The 13,362-nt window shown below is 63.6% G+C and carries 11 protein-coding genes and 3 pseudogenes; 11 read left to right on the top strand and 3 right to left on the bottom strand.

Annotation, left to right across the window (positions count from 1 at the left end; translation table 11 throughout):
- Nucleotides 1-58: 58 nt before the first annotated feature.
- From ACOQFS_RS19810 to ACOQFS_RS19800, 3 genes and pseudogenes are all read left to right on the top strand, one after another.
- A pseudogene (locus ACOQFS_RS19810) lies at nt 59-691 on the top strand (tripartite tricarboxylate transporter substrate-binding protein); the annotation flags it as partial.
- A 14-nt stretch (nt 692-705) separates the two neighbouring features.
- Nucleotides 706-1,929 (top strand): flavin-dependent oxidoreductase, encoded by a 1,224-nt coding sequence (locus ACOQFS_RS19805; protein ID WP_070401321.1) that lies wholly within the window; start codon nt 706-708, stop codon nt 1,927-1,929.
- 208 nt (nt 1,930-2,137) lie between these two features.
- A complete protein-coding gene (locus ACOQFS_RS19800; RefSeq protein WP_175442907.1) occupies nt 2,138-3,115 on the top strand; it encodes a Bug family tripartite tricarboxylate transporter substrate binding protein in 978 nt (325 codons plus the stop codon).
- Nucleotides 3,116-3,272: 157 nt separating this feature from the next.
- Here the strand turns inward: ACOQFS_RS19800 and ACOQFS_RS19795 are convergent, their stop codons facing one another.
- Nucleotides 3,273-4,073, bottom strand: a complete 801-nt coding sequence (locus ACOQFS_RS19795; protein ID WP_070401315.1) for an IclR family transcriptional regulator domain-containing protein — start codon at nt 4,071-4,073, stop codon at nt 3,273-3,275.
- Nucleotides 4,074-4,146: 73 nt separating this feature from the next.
- Here ACOQFS_RS19795 and ACOQFS_RS19790 point away from each other — a divergent pair, with 73 nt between their 5' ends.
- The 6 genes from ACOQFS_RS19790 (at nt 4,147) to ACOQFS_RS19765 (ending at nt 10,829) form a co-directional block, all read left to right on the top strand.
- Nucleotides 4,147-5,118, top strand: coding sequence for a Bug family tripartite tricarboxylate transporter substrate binding protein (locus tag ACOQFS_RS19790; RefSeq protein WP_070401316.1), 972 nt, complete (start codon nt 4,147-4,149; stop codon nt 5,116-5,118).
- Between the two features lie 11 nt (nt 5,119-5,129).
- Entirely contained in the window at nt 5,130-6,362 is a 1,233-nt protein-coding gene (locus ACOQFS_RS19785) for an aromatic ring-hydroxylating dioxygenase subunit alpha (protein WP_070401317.1), read from the top strand.
- Nucleotides 6,363-6,364: 2 nt separating this feature from the next.
- Nucleotides 6,365-6,829 (top strand): aromatic-ring-hydroxylating dioxygenase subunit beta, encoded by a 465-nt coding sequence (locus tag ACOQFS_RS19780; protein ID WP_070401318.1) that lies wholly within the window; start codon nt 6,365-6,367, stop codon nt 6,827-6,829.
- Between the two features lie 5 nt (nt 6,830-6,834).
- Nucleotides 6,835-7,797, top strand: coding sequence for a PdxA family dehydrogenase (locus tag ACOQFS_RS19775; protein ID WP_070401322.1), 963 nt, complete (start codon nt 6,835-6,837; stop codon nt 7,795-7,797).
- On the top strand, nt 7,794-8,810 hold the full coding sequence (locus ACOQFS_RS19770; RefSeq protein ID WP_070401319.1) for a 2Fe-2S iron-sulfur cluster-binding protein: 1,017 nt from the start codon (nt 7,794-7,796) through the stop codon (nt 8,808-8,810). The genes ACOQFS_RS19775 and ACOQFS_RS19770 overlap by 4 nt, the downstream gene beginning before the upstream one ends.
- 231 nt (nt 8,811-9,041) lie before the next feature.
- A complete protein-coding gene (locus ACOQFS_RS19765) occupies nt 9,042-10,829 on the top strand; it encodes a mono(2-hydroxyethyl) terephthalate hydrolase (protein ID WP_421564526.1) in 1,788 nt (595 codons plus the stop codon).
- Nucleotides 10,830-10,995: 166 nt separating this feature from the next.
- Here the strand turns inward: ACOQFS_RS19765 and ACOQFS_RS19760 are convergent.
- Both ACOQFS_RS19760 and ACOQFS_RS19755 read right to left on the bottom strand, forming a co-directional pair.
- A pseudogene (locus tag ACOQFS_RS19760) lies at nt 10,996-11,100 on the bottom strand (tannase/feruloyl esterase family alpha/beta hydrolase); the annotation flags it as partial.
- Nucleotides 11,101-11,365: 265 nt separating this feature from the next.
- Entirely contained in the window at nt 11,366-12,058 is a 693-nt protein-coding gene (locus tag ACOQFS_RS19755; RefSeq protein ID WP_175442908.1) for a LysR substrate-binding domain-containing protein, read from the bottom strand.
- On the opposite strand from ACOQFS_RS19755, the gene ACOQFS_RS19750 reads away from it, so the two are divergent.
- Both ACOQFS_RS19750 and ACOQFS_RS19745 read left to right on the top strand, forming a co-directional pair.
- Nucleotides 12,051-12,668, top strand: a complete 618-nt coding sequence (locus tag ACOQFS_RS19750) for a class II aldolase/adducin family protein (RefSeq protein WP_297658256.1) — start codon at nt 12,051-12,053, stop codon at nt 12,666-12,668. The genes ACOQFS_RS19755 and ACOQFS_RS19750 overlap by 8 nt on opposite strands.
- 24 nt (nt 12,669-12,692) lie before the next feature.
- Nucleotides 12,693-13,304: pseudogene (locus ACOQFS_RS19745) on the top strand (hydroxypyruvate isomerase family protein); the annotation flags it as partial.
- Between the last annotated feature and the right edge of the window lie 58 nt (nt 13,305-13,362).

Raw genomic sequence — 13,362 nt, 5'->3', positions numbered from 1 at the left:
CCGCGCCAGTGCTAGCTTTTCGTACCGTCACTTATTGCACTGAAAACGAGGAGACCCCGACTTGGAGCCTGTCAGCCTGACGAGCTGGGGCCAGCTCATTCTGGTCACTCACCCCCGTTCCGGCTTTGCCACCGGCGGCGACCTCATTGCAGCCGCGCGCAAGGCACCAGGTAAACTCAACTATGCCTCGCCAGGTGTTGGGACGCCGCACCATCTCTCGATGGAGTTGTTCAAAAACACCGCCAAGGTGTTTCTCACGCACATTCCCTACCGTGGCACGGGCCCCGCCGTCACCGACATGCTGGGTGGCCAGGTGGATGCCATGTTCCTGCCCATTCATGTGGCATTGCCGCAGGTGCGTTCGGGCAAGCTTCTCGCACTCGGCATCGGAAGCGACAAGCGTCATCCGCTGCTGCCCGACGTTCCCACCCTCAGCGAAGCTAAAGCAGGCGACGTCAACGTGGACATGTGGTACGGCATCTTCGCTCCCAAGGGCATGCCTGCGTCGCAAGTCGCCTCGCTCAACCGCGAAATCAACGACATCCTCCGCAGCGAGGATGTCAAAAAGGCCTTCGCTGGGCAGGGAATGGATCCCGCCAGCGACGCACCCGAGGCGTTCGGTCGCCTGGTGGCCAGGGACGCGGACCGGTGGGCCACACTCATCAAAACTCAGGGTATCAAGGCCGAATGAAGCACGAGAACGACATCAGGATTGCGGTGGTGGGGGGTGGCATCGCCGGCCTGGCATTCGCGCTGGCCCTTCACAAGCACGGCCTGGCGTGTGATGTCTACGAGGGCGCCACAGAGGTGAAGGAGATCGGCGTCGGCATCACCTTGCTGCCACACGCGATGCGCGAGCTCGACGCGCTGGGCCTGACAGCCGAACTGGAGGCTGTGGCGATCGAAAACCGCGAGAGCGTGTTCTACAACCGCTGGGGCCAGTTCGTCTACAGCGAGCCTCGCGGCCGACATGCGGGCTACGAATTGCCCGAGCTGGGCATCCATCGCGGCAAACTCCATCGCCTGCTCTGGAATGCCGCGTTGCAGCGCCTGGGTGCCAAGCGGCTGCATGTGGGGCACCGTTGCACCGGCATCGACCCTTTGGATGGCGCGGCCACGCTGCATTTCGCGGTGGGACTGCAGGGCACGCCCGAGACCGTTCAGGCCGACGTGGTGGTGGCTTGCGATGGCGTCAATTCGACCATCCGCCGGCATTTCTATTCCGACGATCGAGTCTGCTATGCAGGCATCAACACCTGGCGCGGCGTGAGCGTGCACAAGCCCATCCTCACCGGCAAGAGCTACATCCGCATCGGATCGATCGACACCGGCAAGATGGTGATCTACCCGATCGTGGACAACGTGGACGGGCAGGGCAACCAGCTCATCAACTGGGTGGCCGAGATCCGCGACCCGCAGGCCGCCATGAACGACTGGAACAAGCCCGGGCGCCTGGACGACTTCCTGCCGACCTTCGAATCGTGGCGCTACGACTGGCTCGACGTGCCGGCGCTGATCAGCTCGGCGCAGCAGGTGTTCGAGTACCCGATGGTCGACAAGGACGCGCTGCCGCGCTGGAGCTTCGAGCGCGTGACGCTCATGGGCGACGCGGCGCACCCGATGTACCCGCGCGGCTCCAATGGCTCGGCGCAGGCACTGATCGACGCTCGCACACTGGCCGACGAAATGGCCGCTTCGCCCAGTGATCCGGGTGCTGCGCTGCAGCGCTATGAAGCGGCACGCCTGGGACCGACGGCCAGAGTGGTTGAGACGAACCGCACGCTGCCGCCCGATTTCATCATCATGAAGGCTGACGAACTCAGCGGTGGCCTTCCTTTTGCCAATATTGATGACTTGATCAGCCAGGACGACTTGCGAGCCATCTCGGACAACTACAAGCAAGTCGCCGGCTTTGCACTGAGAGCCTGATGAGAGGCAACAAGCACAGCAGCCGCGGTTAAACACTCAGAGTTGGAACAGTGCAATGCCTGTGCTTGGCTAGGAGTATAGAGGCTGCATCGTCGAGGAGCTCATGCATCTGCAAGCCAAATCCAGGGCCTTGTGAACTGAGCCAACGATGTATTTGCGACCCGCATTCCATTGCACATACATTTCATTTTTCTACGGAGACAAGTACATGCGTTTCTTACCCTCTTCTGCCGCAGCTGCTTGTCTGATCGGACTGATCGCCGCCACCAGCATGGTGCATGCGGTGGAAACCTCGGACAAGCCGCTGCGTATCGTGGTCCCATTCGCTGCAGGCGGCCTCGCTGATGTGTTGGCCCGCACGTTGGCAGAAGAAATGCGGACCGGGTTTCCTAAGGGCATCCATGTCGAGAACAAGACCGGTGCCGGCGGCAACCTGGGCGCTGCCGAGGTGTTCAACCGGCCACGATCGAGCGAAAGCACCATCATGATTTCGTCTCCGGGTCCGATCGCGATCAACCAGGGGCTGTACGCCAAACTGCCATACGATCCCTCCCAGTGGCTAGCCATCGGAACCATTGCTTCGGTACCGAACGCGCTTATCGTCAGCCCCAATCTGCCAATCAAGACGGCTCAAGAATTCGCGCCTTATGCCAAGCAAAGCGCCGGGAGAGTGTCCTATGCGTCCCAGGGCAATGGCACGACTTCACATTTGACTGCGAGCCTTTTTTCCTCCTTGACGGGAGCAACATTGGTCCATGTTCCGTACAAAGGCGATGCCCCTGCGCTCGCCGATCTATCGGGTAGCCAGGTTGATGCCTTCTTCGGAAGTGTGGGAGCGTCAATCACATTGCACAAATCGGGCAAGGTACGCATTCTTGCGGTGGCAGATGCCAAACGGTCTGCCGCTCTCCCGGACGTGCCGACCTTTGCGGAGATTGGTTTACCGGGTATGCAGTCGGTTACCTGGTACGCGGCGGTGACCGCGCCAAACACGCCTTCCGAAGAAGTTCGTCACCTCAACACCACGCTCAATGAAGCGTTGGCGAGACCAGCCATGCAGGAACGCCTCGCAAAGCTAGGGCTGGACCCGATGCACAACACAACCGCGGCAAGTGCTGACTTCATCGAGCAGCAAACCCAGTTGTGGCAGAAGGTGATTCGCGATGCAAAGGTCACCATCGATTGATCCGATGGCTTTTGTGATACCGCGCCCGTAGGTTGTAGGTCACACTACCAGCAGCCTGAACTGACATCGTTGCTTGAGTACACGAGCACGGTGTTCGCCGCTGACTTCTGCCACCGGATTCGAACCACGCCGGCTCCGCGCATGTTCATGTTCACGTTCACCCAAGGGGCAGTCGCGCCGCCAGTGTGTCACGCGCGCGATTGAGCATCGGCAGGAATGCGTCGCGAAACTCACCCATGCCCATGCGCTCGATCCGCACCGCGATACTTATCGCAGCCACTACCTGCCCCTGGCGGTCGCGCACTGGCACCGCCATCGACCGCACGTCGATCTCCAGTTCGCCATCGCTGCTGGCATGTCCTTCTTCGCGACAGCGTTCCACCAATTCCACTACCAGCGAAAAATCGCAGATCGTTTGCGGCGTCAGCGGCACGCGAGTCATGCTGCGCAGCCGAGCCTGTGCCTCTCGCGGCGGCAGCCCGGCCAGCAGCACACGACCCAGAGCCGAACAGTAGGCCGGCAGACGCGAGCCGATGCCCAAGCCCGCGCTCAGGCTGCGCCGTGCCGTCGAGCGCGCGATGATGATCGCGTCGTCGTCCAGCAACTGCCCCAGCGATGCCGACTCGCGCGTGCGCTCGGACAAGGCGTCCAGCAGTGGCTGAGCCAGCGACGGCATCGGCCGAGAAGACAGGTACGCGTGCGCCACCAGCAGGGCGCGCGGCAGCATCCAGAAACGCTTGCCATCGCTGTCCACGTAACCGAGCTGGTGCAGCGTGAGCAGCGAGCGTCGTGCTGACGCGGGTGACATGCCAGTAAGGCGTGCGACTTCCGACAGCGTGAGGCGGCTGTGCTGCCGGCCGAAGCAGGTGAGCACGTCCAGCCCCTTTTGCAGCGAGGTGACGAAATGGCGGTCGACGTCATTGACCTCTGGCAGCGCATCGGTTTCATTTTTACGCATAGCGCAAATTTAACTTGTTTGCACGCTTGCCTGCCGCGACACTCGAATTCCCACAAGTTCATCGGAGACATTCATGTCCTACTCCTTCTCGCGCCGCCTAGGCGCCGCCCTCGCTCTGGCTTCGTGCCTGATCGGCAGTGCGTACGCGCAGTCGAACAACCAGTTGCTGAAACTGATCGTGCCGTTCCCTGCCGGTGGCACGGCCGACGTGTTGCCGCGCATCCTGTCCGAGAAACTGCGCACGCACTACCCGGGCGGCGTGGTGGTCGAGAACCGCACCGGCGCAGGCGGCAACATCGGCGCCGAAGCGGTGTTCCGCTCCACGCCCGATGGCACCACGCTGCTGGCATCGCCGCCCGGGCCCATCGCCATCAACCACCACCTCTACAAGAAACTCTCGTTCGATCCGACGCAGTGGGTGCCCGTCACGGTCATGGCCACTGTGCCCAACGTGCTGGCCGTGAGCACCAAAGTGCCGGCACAGAACGTGGCCGAGTTCATTGCGTACCTGAAAGCGAATCCCGGCAAGGTGACCTACGCCTCGCAAGGCAACGGCTCCACTTCGCACCTCACGGCCAGCCTGTTCATGCAACTGACCGGCACCGAGATGACGCACATTCCCTACCGGGGCACGGCGCCCGCGCTGGTCGATCTGGTCGGTGGGCAGGTCGATGTCTTCTTTGACAACCTGAGCTCATCCGCACAGTTCCACAGCACCGGCAAGCTGCGCATTCTGGCCGTGGCCGACGCCACGCGCTCGGCTGCCTTGCCGCAGATACCCACCTTCGAAGAATCGAAAGTGGCGGGCATGAACGCGGTGACGTTCTTCGCCGTGGTGGCGCCGCCCGGCACGCCAGCGGCCACCGCCAACCTGCTGCAGAAGCAGCTGGCCGAGGCCATGGCGATGCCCGATGTGAAAGCCCGGTTCGCCGAACAGGGCGCTGAGCCGCGTGGCTGGTCCACCGAACAGACGGGACGCTTCATCCAGGCCGAGTCGGCGAAATGGAACAAGGTCATCAAGAGCGCGAACGTGACGCTGGAGTGAGACAGACCGCCATGCAGGAACAGACCATCCACTGGCGCAGCGACGCGCTCACGCGCATTCCCTACGCCCTTTACACCGATGCGCAGGTGCCGGAGCAGGAGCAGGAAAGAATCTTTCGGGGCAACACCTGGAACTTCCTGTGCCTCGACGCGGACATTCCCGAAGCCGGCAGCTACCGCACCACGTTCGCCGGCACCACGCCGGTGGTGGTGGTGCGCGATGGCGATGACGAGGTGTATGCCTTCGAGAACCGCTGCGCCCACCGTGGCGCGCTGATCGCGTTGGAGAAATCGGGCAAGGCCGAGAACTTCCAGTGCGTCTACCACGCCTGGAGCTACAACCGCCAGGGCGACCTGACCGGTGTGGCATTCGAAAAGGGGGTGAAGGGCGAAGGGGGCATGCCGCCCGATTTCTGCAAGGAAGAACATGGCCCGCGCAAGCTGCGCATCGCCGTGTACTGCGGCCTGGTGTTCGGCAGCTTTTCCGAAGACGTGCCCGACATCGAGGAGTACCTCGGCGACGAAATCTGCCAGCGCATCGAGCGCGTGATGCACAAGCCGGTGGAAGTCATCGGTCGCTTCACGCAGGCCCTGCCCAACAACTGGAAGCTGTATGTGGAGAACGTGAAGGACAGCTACCACGCCAGCCTGCTGCACATGTTCTTCACCACCTTCGAGCTGAACCGCCTCTCCCAGAAAGGCGGCGTGATCGTCGATGAATCGGGCGGCCACCACGTGAGCTATTCGATGATCGACACCACGGCAGAGAAGGATTCCTCGTACAAGGACCAGGCCCTGCGCTCGGACAACGACCGCTACCGCCTGAAGGATCCGTCCGTGCTCGCGGGCTTCCACGAATTCGACGACGGCGTGACGCTGCAGATCCTCTCGGTGTTTCCCGGCTTCGTGCTGCAGCAGATCCAGAACTGCCTGGCGGTGCGACAGGTGCTGCCCAAGGGCGTGGACCGCACCGAGCTGAACTGGACTTACCTGGGCTATACCGACGACACGCCGGAGCAGCGCAAGGTGCGCCTGAAGCAGGCCAACCTGGTCGGGCCGGCCGGCTTCATCTCGATGGAGGACGGCGCGGTGGGCGGGTTCGTGCAGCGCGGCATTGCCGGCGCGAGCGGCCTCGAAGCCGTGGTGGAAATGGGGGGTGACGAATCCGGCTCCAGCGAGGGCCGTGCCACCGAAACCTCGGTGCGCGGCTTCTGGAAAGCCTACCGCCACCACATGGAGGCCTGAGCATGATCGATCTGCTGACCATCGCCGCCTTCAACGCCCGCTACGCCCACACCATCGACAGCGATGCGCTGGAGGCGTGGCCCGCCTTCTTCACCGAAGACTGCCACTACCGCATCACCCACGTCGAGAACGAACAGGAAGGCCTGGCAGCCGGCATCGTGTACGCCGACTCGCGCGCCATGCTGGAAGACCGCATCTCCGCGCTGCGCGAAGCGAACATCTACGAACGCCAGCGCTACCGCCATTTGCTGGGCATGCCCATGGTGGAATCCGCCGACGACACGGCGGCGCAGGCGCGCACGCCCTTCATCGTGGTGCGAATCATGGCCACCGGGCAGAGCGAGGTGTTTGCCACCGGCGTGTATCGCGACCGTTTCGTGCGCGATGCAGGCGAGCTGCTGCTGGCCGAGCGCGTGGCCATCTGCGACAGCACGGTGACCGACACGCTGATGGCCCTGCCGTTGTGAGCACCATGCCGACATTGCGCCGCATCGCCCTGGCCGCGGGCGACCCCAACGGCATCGGCCCCGAGATCGCGCTCAAGGCGCTGGCCACGCTCGACGCGGCCCAGCGCGAACGCATCACCGTGTTCGGCCCCGGCGCCGTGCTGCAGCGCGCAGCCGCCGTCTGCGACCTGTCCGCGCTGTGGCCGCAGATCCGACACGTGGAGGCGGGCGCGCTGCCCGACAGCACTGCCGTGCCCGGCCGCATCGATGCCGCCGCCGGCGCGTCCACGGTCGCCTCCGCCACCGCCGCACTGCAGGCTGTGCGCGCGGGCGATTTCGACGTGGTGATCGCCTGCCCGCACCACGAAACCGCCATCCACCAGGCCGGCATTGCCTTCAGCGGCTATCCCTCGCTGGTGGCGCGCGTCTGCGGCATGCCCGAGGACGAGGTGTTCTTGCTGCTGGTGGGCGGTGGCCTGCGCATCGTGCACGTGACCTTGCACGAGAGCGTGCGCACGGCACTGGACCGGTTGACGCCCACGCTCGTCCAGCAGGCCGTGCGCGCCGGTGTGCGCGCCTGCGCCTTGCTGGGCGTGGACGACCCGAGCATCGGCGTGTTCGGCATCAACCCGCATGCCTCCGAAGGCACGCTGTTCGGCCCTGAAGACCAGCAGATCGTGGTGCCCGCCATGGCGGCCTTGCGCGCCGAGGGTTACCGCGTGGACGGACCGCATGGCGCCGACATGGTGTTGTCGCAGCGCCGGCACGACCTGTACGTGGCCATGTTGCACGACCAGGGCCACATTCCCATCAAGCTGCTGGCACCAAATGCGGCGAGCGCCCTGAGCATCGGCGCTGACGCGCTGCTCTCCAGCGTGGGCCACGGCAGCGCCATGGACATTGCGGGACGCGGCATCGCCGATCCCACCGCGCTGCTGCGCACCATTGCACTGCTGTCCGGCGAAGCTTTCTCACAGGCCATCCCATGAGCCATTCCATCGCCATCGAAGGCACCGAAGTCGTCTTCGACAACCCGCCTGGCCAGAGCCTGCTCGACGCCGCGCTGCGCGCCGGCATCGAGCTGCCGTATTCCTGCCGCAAGGGTGTCTGCGGCAGCTGCGTGGGCGGCATCGCATCGGGCGATGTGCGCGGGCTCAACGGCGCCGCAATCCGCAACGAAACCTGCGGCCCCGACCAGGTGCTCTACTGCATGTGCGAGCCCACCACCGACGTCGTGCTGCAGCCGATGTCGTGGAAACGCATCGACCCCTCCGCGCGCAAGACCTTCACCGCCAAGGTGTACAGCAACCAGCTGGCCGCGCCCGATGTGTCGGTGCTCCGTTTGCGCCTGCCCGCTGGGCAACGCGCGAAATTCCAGGCTGGCCAGTACCTGCAGATCCTGCTGGAAGACGGCAGCACGCGGTGTTATTCCATGGCCAACCCGCCGCACGAAAGCGATGGCGCCACCCTTCACATCCGCCATGTGGCCGGCGGACAGTTCAGCGCACGCGTGGCGCAACTCGCCCCGGGCGACCTGCTTCAGGTCGAACTTCCCTTCGGCAACGTGGCCCTGGACATCGAAGACAGGCGCCCGATCGTGTTCGTGGCCGGCGGCACCGGCTTCGCACCCGTCAAGTCCATCCTCGACGACATGGCGAAGCGGCGCGTGCAGCGCGAGATCACCCTCATCTGGGGTGCACGCGAAGCCGATGGCCTCTACATGCGCTCGGCGGTGGAGCGCTGGCAGAAGCAGTGGCCGAGGTTCCAGTTCATCGCAGCCCTGAGCGATGCGCCTGCCGATGCCGCAGGCGACGCTTTCGCTGGTCGAGTGGACCAGGCCCTGCGCGCCAGCTTTGCCGACCTGGCGGTCCACGTGGTGTACTGCTGCGGCTCACCGTCCATGGTGGGCGCCGTGCGCGCCGCGGCCTCCGGCCAGGGACTGCCCGACGAGGATTTTCACGCCGACGTGTTCGTGCCCGGCCCCTCGTCCAAACCAGCATAGCGACTGGCGTCTGTCCAGCTCGCGCTTCCCCGGCTGCGTCGGGGCCACTCGCCGCACCATGCGCAAGGGACATAGCGAGCGTTGGAACAAGGCTTCACATAAGGACAAACCCTGCACACGGGGCATTTTTTCGCATGTCGCAAAAACCGCATTGCGAGGCTGTAGAGGGCATTGAGAATCGCCTCGGGCTCCACGAGCCCCACGCGCTTCGAAACCACGAAAGGAGACATCATGAAATCAAGCATTCCCATCAGCGTCGGCATGCTGGCCACGGCGTTGATCAGCGGCTGCGGTGGCATTGGCAGTGTTCCAGACAACACCAGCAACGAACCGACTGTGCCCCTTGCGTCCAAAGAACTTTGCGAAGGCATCGCCTCAGGTGCGACCAAGGTGAACTGGCCCAATCAGAACACCGTCGTCAAAGCATCTGTCTGGCATGCGGTGACCCCTGCCACGGCGAATGCCCCCGAACTGCCGGAGCACTGCGAGGTAACAGGCTCGATCAACCAGAGGACGGGTGTCGACGGATACCCCTATGAGATCAAGATGAGACTGCGCATGCCGGCGGACTGGAACGGGCGATTCTTCATGGAAGGCGGAGGAGGCACCAACGGCTCATTGTCAGCGGCGTTGGGAAGTCTGGGAGGTGGACAGACATCGAACGCGCTGTCGCGTCGGTTTGCTACCGTCAGCACAGATGGAGGGCATGACAACGCAGTGAACAACAATCCAGCCGCCCTTGGATCGGTCGCCTTCGGTATGGACCCTCAAGCCCGTCTTGACCATGGGTACAACTCGTACGACCAAGTGACCTTGGCTGGCAAGTCCGCCGTGAGCACTTTCTATGGGCGCGGCCCGGACAAGTCCTACTTCATCGGCTGTTCGGAGGGGGGGCGCGAAGGCATGATGTTCTCCCAGCGTTTCCCCGCGCACTACGACGGCATCGTGGCGGGCGCTCCCGGTTACCAGTTACCAAAGGCGGGCATCAGTGGCGCTTGGACCACACAGTCGCTCGCGCCAGCGGCAGTGGGTGTCGATCCTGATGGAGCGCCTCTCGTGAATAAATCCTTCTCCGACCCAGATCTGTATCTGCTGACCCAGGCTATCCTGGGCAGTTGCGATGCGCTCGATGGGCTGGCCGATGGGATCGTGGGCAACTACTCCGCCTGCCAGTCCTTGTTCGATCCGTCTACAGCCCTCAATCCTGCTACCGGCCAGCCACTGCGATGCACCGGCGCAAAAACCGACGACTGCCTGAGCCCGGTACAGGTTGACGCAATCAAGCGCGCCATGAGCGGGCCAGTGGACACTGCGGGCACCGCGCTCTACAACAAATGGCCATGGGACACCGGGATGAGCGGTCTCAATGGCACCACGTATTTCCAAGGGTGGCGCTCTTGGTGGCTCGGCTCCTATGACAGCAGCACGAACAATGCGCAACGCGTAAACGGGTCTTCGGCGCGTTCGTGGCTGGTGGACTTTGCGACGCCTCCGGAACCTGTGCCCCTGAACCAGGTTGCCACTCGAATGATGAACTTTGACTTCGATGTGGACCCCCCGAAGATATTCGCCACGTCGGGCCTGTTCACGCAACCCAGCATGCAGTGGCATGGTGCGACATCCACCGACCTAAACGCATTTCGCAGTCGAGGCGGCAAGCTGATGCTGTACCACGGGATGGCCGACGCCGCGTTTTCCGCGCTGGACACGATCGCTTACTACGAGAGGCTGAGCACCGCAATGCCCTCTGTCTCGGATTTCTCCCGCCTCTTCCTCGTTCCGGGCATGGGCCACTGCAGCGGTGGACCGGGCACGGACAGGTTCGACATGCTGACGCCTCTTGTCGCTTGGGTCGAGAACGGCACGGCCCCGGCGCGGGTCGAGGCCTCGTCGTCGACGCCGGGTTACTTCGGCGTGAGTGCGCGCAGCAGGCCTCTGTGCCCACATCCTCAGATCGCCCGATACACGGGTAGCGGAGACATCAACGAAGCGACAAACTTCGTTTGCGGCAACCCCTAGTCGAAAAAAAAGCTTCTACCAAGGCGAGCGCATCCACCGTTTGGATCCAGGCTCACTCGCCAGCTTGTCTGGGTAAGGGGCAGGGAACTGGTTCCGACGCACATGGTATCCGTGACTGAAACGGCTGCGGAGCAAACCCCGGCTTCAGCCGCTCCGCAGCCTCTTCTCACGGACTCGTGCAACTGAAGTTCGCCGCCTCATCCGTGCTGCCCGAACCCTTGTACTTCGCAACCTGAGGGTAGGGGCATAGCGGACGGGTGCGCGTCACCGAACGTGAAATGGGTGGCCCCCAGGGCAACCGATATGCCGACGATGATGAACATCATTCCTGTGCTCCAGGAAGTCCGGCACCAAGCGGTTGAAGGCATCGGCATCTTCCCATTGAGCCCTGTGACCGCAGCGGCATGAAAACATGCACGTGCGCGTCCTGAAGTCCAGCGACCCCGGCGCAGGCCAGAATCGAGCAGGACGAATTGATCGTCGCGACGCCACATCACCAGCGCAGCGCGGCGATCTCGTCGAGGCGATGACCCACGTCAGGGGTGGGGCCGACGGCCCTCGCGCTGAAAGAGTTCGCGCACCTGCCCGCGCATCCACCGGTTGGCCAGATCGCGGTGGTACAACTCGTGCCAATACTGTCGCACCTCGAAACGGGAGGACGGGTAAGGCAACTCGTGGATCTGTGCATCGAAGCTGCGAGCCAGGTGCGGCGCGACATCCTCCGGCACCACCGCGAGCATATCGGTCTGCGAGAGGATCGCACTCAGGCTGTGAAAGTGCTGAACCGTCACCTTCACCCGACGTTCGATGCCAGCGGCGCGCAAGTCTCGCTGCACGATGCCCTGGTGCGAGCGCACCTTCATCGCCACTTGCGGTGCGGTGCAAAAACGCTCCAGGGTCAGCCCGCCGTCGGCAAACGGATTGCCACGCCGCGCGATGCAGGTGAAGCCGGTCTCGAACAGCTGCTGCTGGAACAGCGAATCCTGTAGCTCCGGAAAGAAGCCAACGGCCAGGTCGATGTTGCCTGCGGCCATGGCTGCCGGCAGCTCACCCACGGTCAACGACTGCAGCCGCAGCTCGGAATGCGGTGCCATGGAAGCGAGGCGTCGGACCAGTGCCGGCACGAGCGTGAACTCGCTCACGTCGGTCATGCAGAGGTTGAAGGCGCGCTGCGTCGACGCGGCATCGAATGGCACACGCTGCATGACTTCCTCGCGCAGGATGCGCAACCCACGGCGCACCGCCAGCCCGATCTCGGCGCCGGCCGGGGTGGTGCGGCTGGACGACGGCTTTCTCATCACGCCCACGGACGCATGCCTGGGCTTTCTCGATCCCGCGCAACTTGCGCGCACCGACGCCCTTGCACGCCAGATCGGTGGGCTCCCAGCGAGCAAGACGCTGGCGCTTCACGCGCGCATCTACGACAAGGCCGGCCGATTCGACACGGAGACGCGCTGTGTCTTACACACCCACAGCACCCACTGCGTTTCGCTCACGCTCGACCAATCCCGCAGCGAACTGCTGCCTGCGATCACACCCTATTTCGTGATGAAGGTTGGGCATGTGCCCGTTATTCCCTACGACCGTCCAGGTGCTCCGGAAACCGTCAAGGCCGTGGCTGAGGCCATCGATCGTTATGCCGCATGCAGCACTCCGCTGCGGGCTGTGATGCTGGATCGGCTAGGCCCCATGGTCTGGCATGACTCCCCCGTTGCAGCCATGACCGTTCTCGAGGAACTCGAAGAGAGCGCCCGGCTCTCGCGCCTGTGCCCAGACGCCGTACCGCTCGACGACGAGGCACTCGAACAACTGCGTCGCGCTTTCGGCGCGCGCTGGTGAACCATCAACCAGGGAGTCCGCACCTTGCCCCGCTTTGCCGCCAACCTATCCATGCTCTACCCGGAGTTCAATTTCCTTGAGCGCTTCGAGGTCGCTGCGCGCGATGGTTTTAAGGCGGTGGAGTACCTGTTTCCTTATGACCATCCCAGGGAAACCATCGCCCAGCGCCTGGCCGCGAATGGCTTGCGTCAGGTGCTTTTCAATGGCCCGCCCGGGGACTGGAACCACGGCGAGCGCGGAATCGCTTGCCTGCCAGGGCGCGAAGCCGAGTTTCGGGCCGGCATCTACAAGGCATTGGACTATGCGACGGCATTGGCGTGTCCGCGCATTCACGTGATGGCGGGTGTCCTGCCCGCACAGCTCGCTCTCGAGACGGCGCATGCGATCTATCTCAAAAATCTGGCGTGGGCTGCCGATGAGGCAGCGCGAGTCGGGATCGACATCTTGATCGAACCCATCAATACGCGCGACATCCCCGGCTACCTCCTCAACCGCCAGATTGAGGCTCATGCCATCGTTCAGGACATCGGTTCACCTCATCTCAAGGTGCAGATGGATCTCTACCATTGCCAGATTGTCGAGGGCGACGTGGCCGTGAAGCTGCGCGACTACCTGCCATCTGGGCGCGTGGGTCATGGGGTCTCCTCGTTTTCAGTGCAATAAGTGACGGTACGCAAAGCTAGCACTGGCGCGG

The organism is Paracidovorax sp. MALMAid1276, from assembly GCF_049198005.1.
GTDB lineage: Bacteria > Pseudomonadota > Gammaproteobacteria > Burkholderiales > Burkholderiaceae_C > Acidovorax.
The sequence above is the reverse complement of the archived record's forward strand: the minus strand, read 5'-3'. Positions and strand labels throughout refer to the sequence as shown.

Excerpts from the sequence above, each read along its gene's own strand:
- ACOQFS_RS19800 (WP_175442907.1), top strand. The coding sequence starts at position 2,138 with ATGCGTTTCTTACCCTCTTCTGCCGCAGCTGCTTGTCTGATCGGACTG.
- ACOQFS_RS19795 (WP_070401315.1), bottom strand. The coding sequence starts at position 4,073 with ATGCGTAAAAATGAAACCGATGCGCTGCCAGAGGTCAATGACGTCGAC.
- ACOQFS_RS19790 (WP_070401316.1), top strand. The coding sequence starts at position 4,147 with ATGTCCTACTCCTTCTCGCGCCGCCTAGGCGCCGCCCTCGCTCTGGCT.
- ACOQFS_RS19785 (WP_070401317.1), top strand. The coding sequence starts at position 5,130 with ATGCAGGAACAGACCATCCACTGGCGCAGCGACGCGCTCACGCGCATT.
- ACOQFS_RS19780 (WP_070401318.1), top strand. The coding sequence starts at position 6,365 with ATGATCGATCTGCTGACCATCGCCGCCTTCAACGCCCGCTACGCCCAC.
- ACOQFS_RS19775 (WP_070401322.1), top strand. The coding sequence starts at position 6,835 with ATGCCGACATTGCGCCGCATCGCCCTGGCCGCGGGCGACCCCAACGGC.
- ACOQFS_RS19770 (WP_070401319.1), top strand. The coding sequence starts at position 7,794 with ATGAGCCATTCCATCGCCATCGAAGGCACCGAAGTCGTCTTCGACAAC.
- ACOQFS_RS19765 (WP_421564526.1), top strand. The coding sequence starts at position 9,042 with ATGAAATCAAGCATTCCCATCAGCGTCGGCATGCTGGCCACGGCGTTG.
- ACOQFS_RS19750 (WP_297658256.1), top strand. The coding sequence starts at position 12,051 with ATGCGCAACCCACGGCGCACCGCCAGCCCGATCTCGGCGCCGGCCGGG.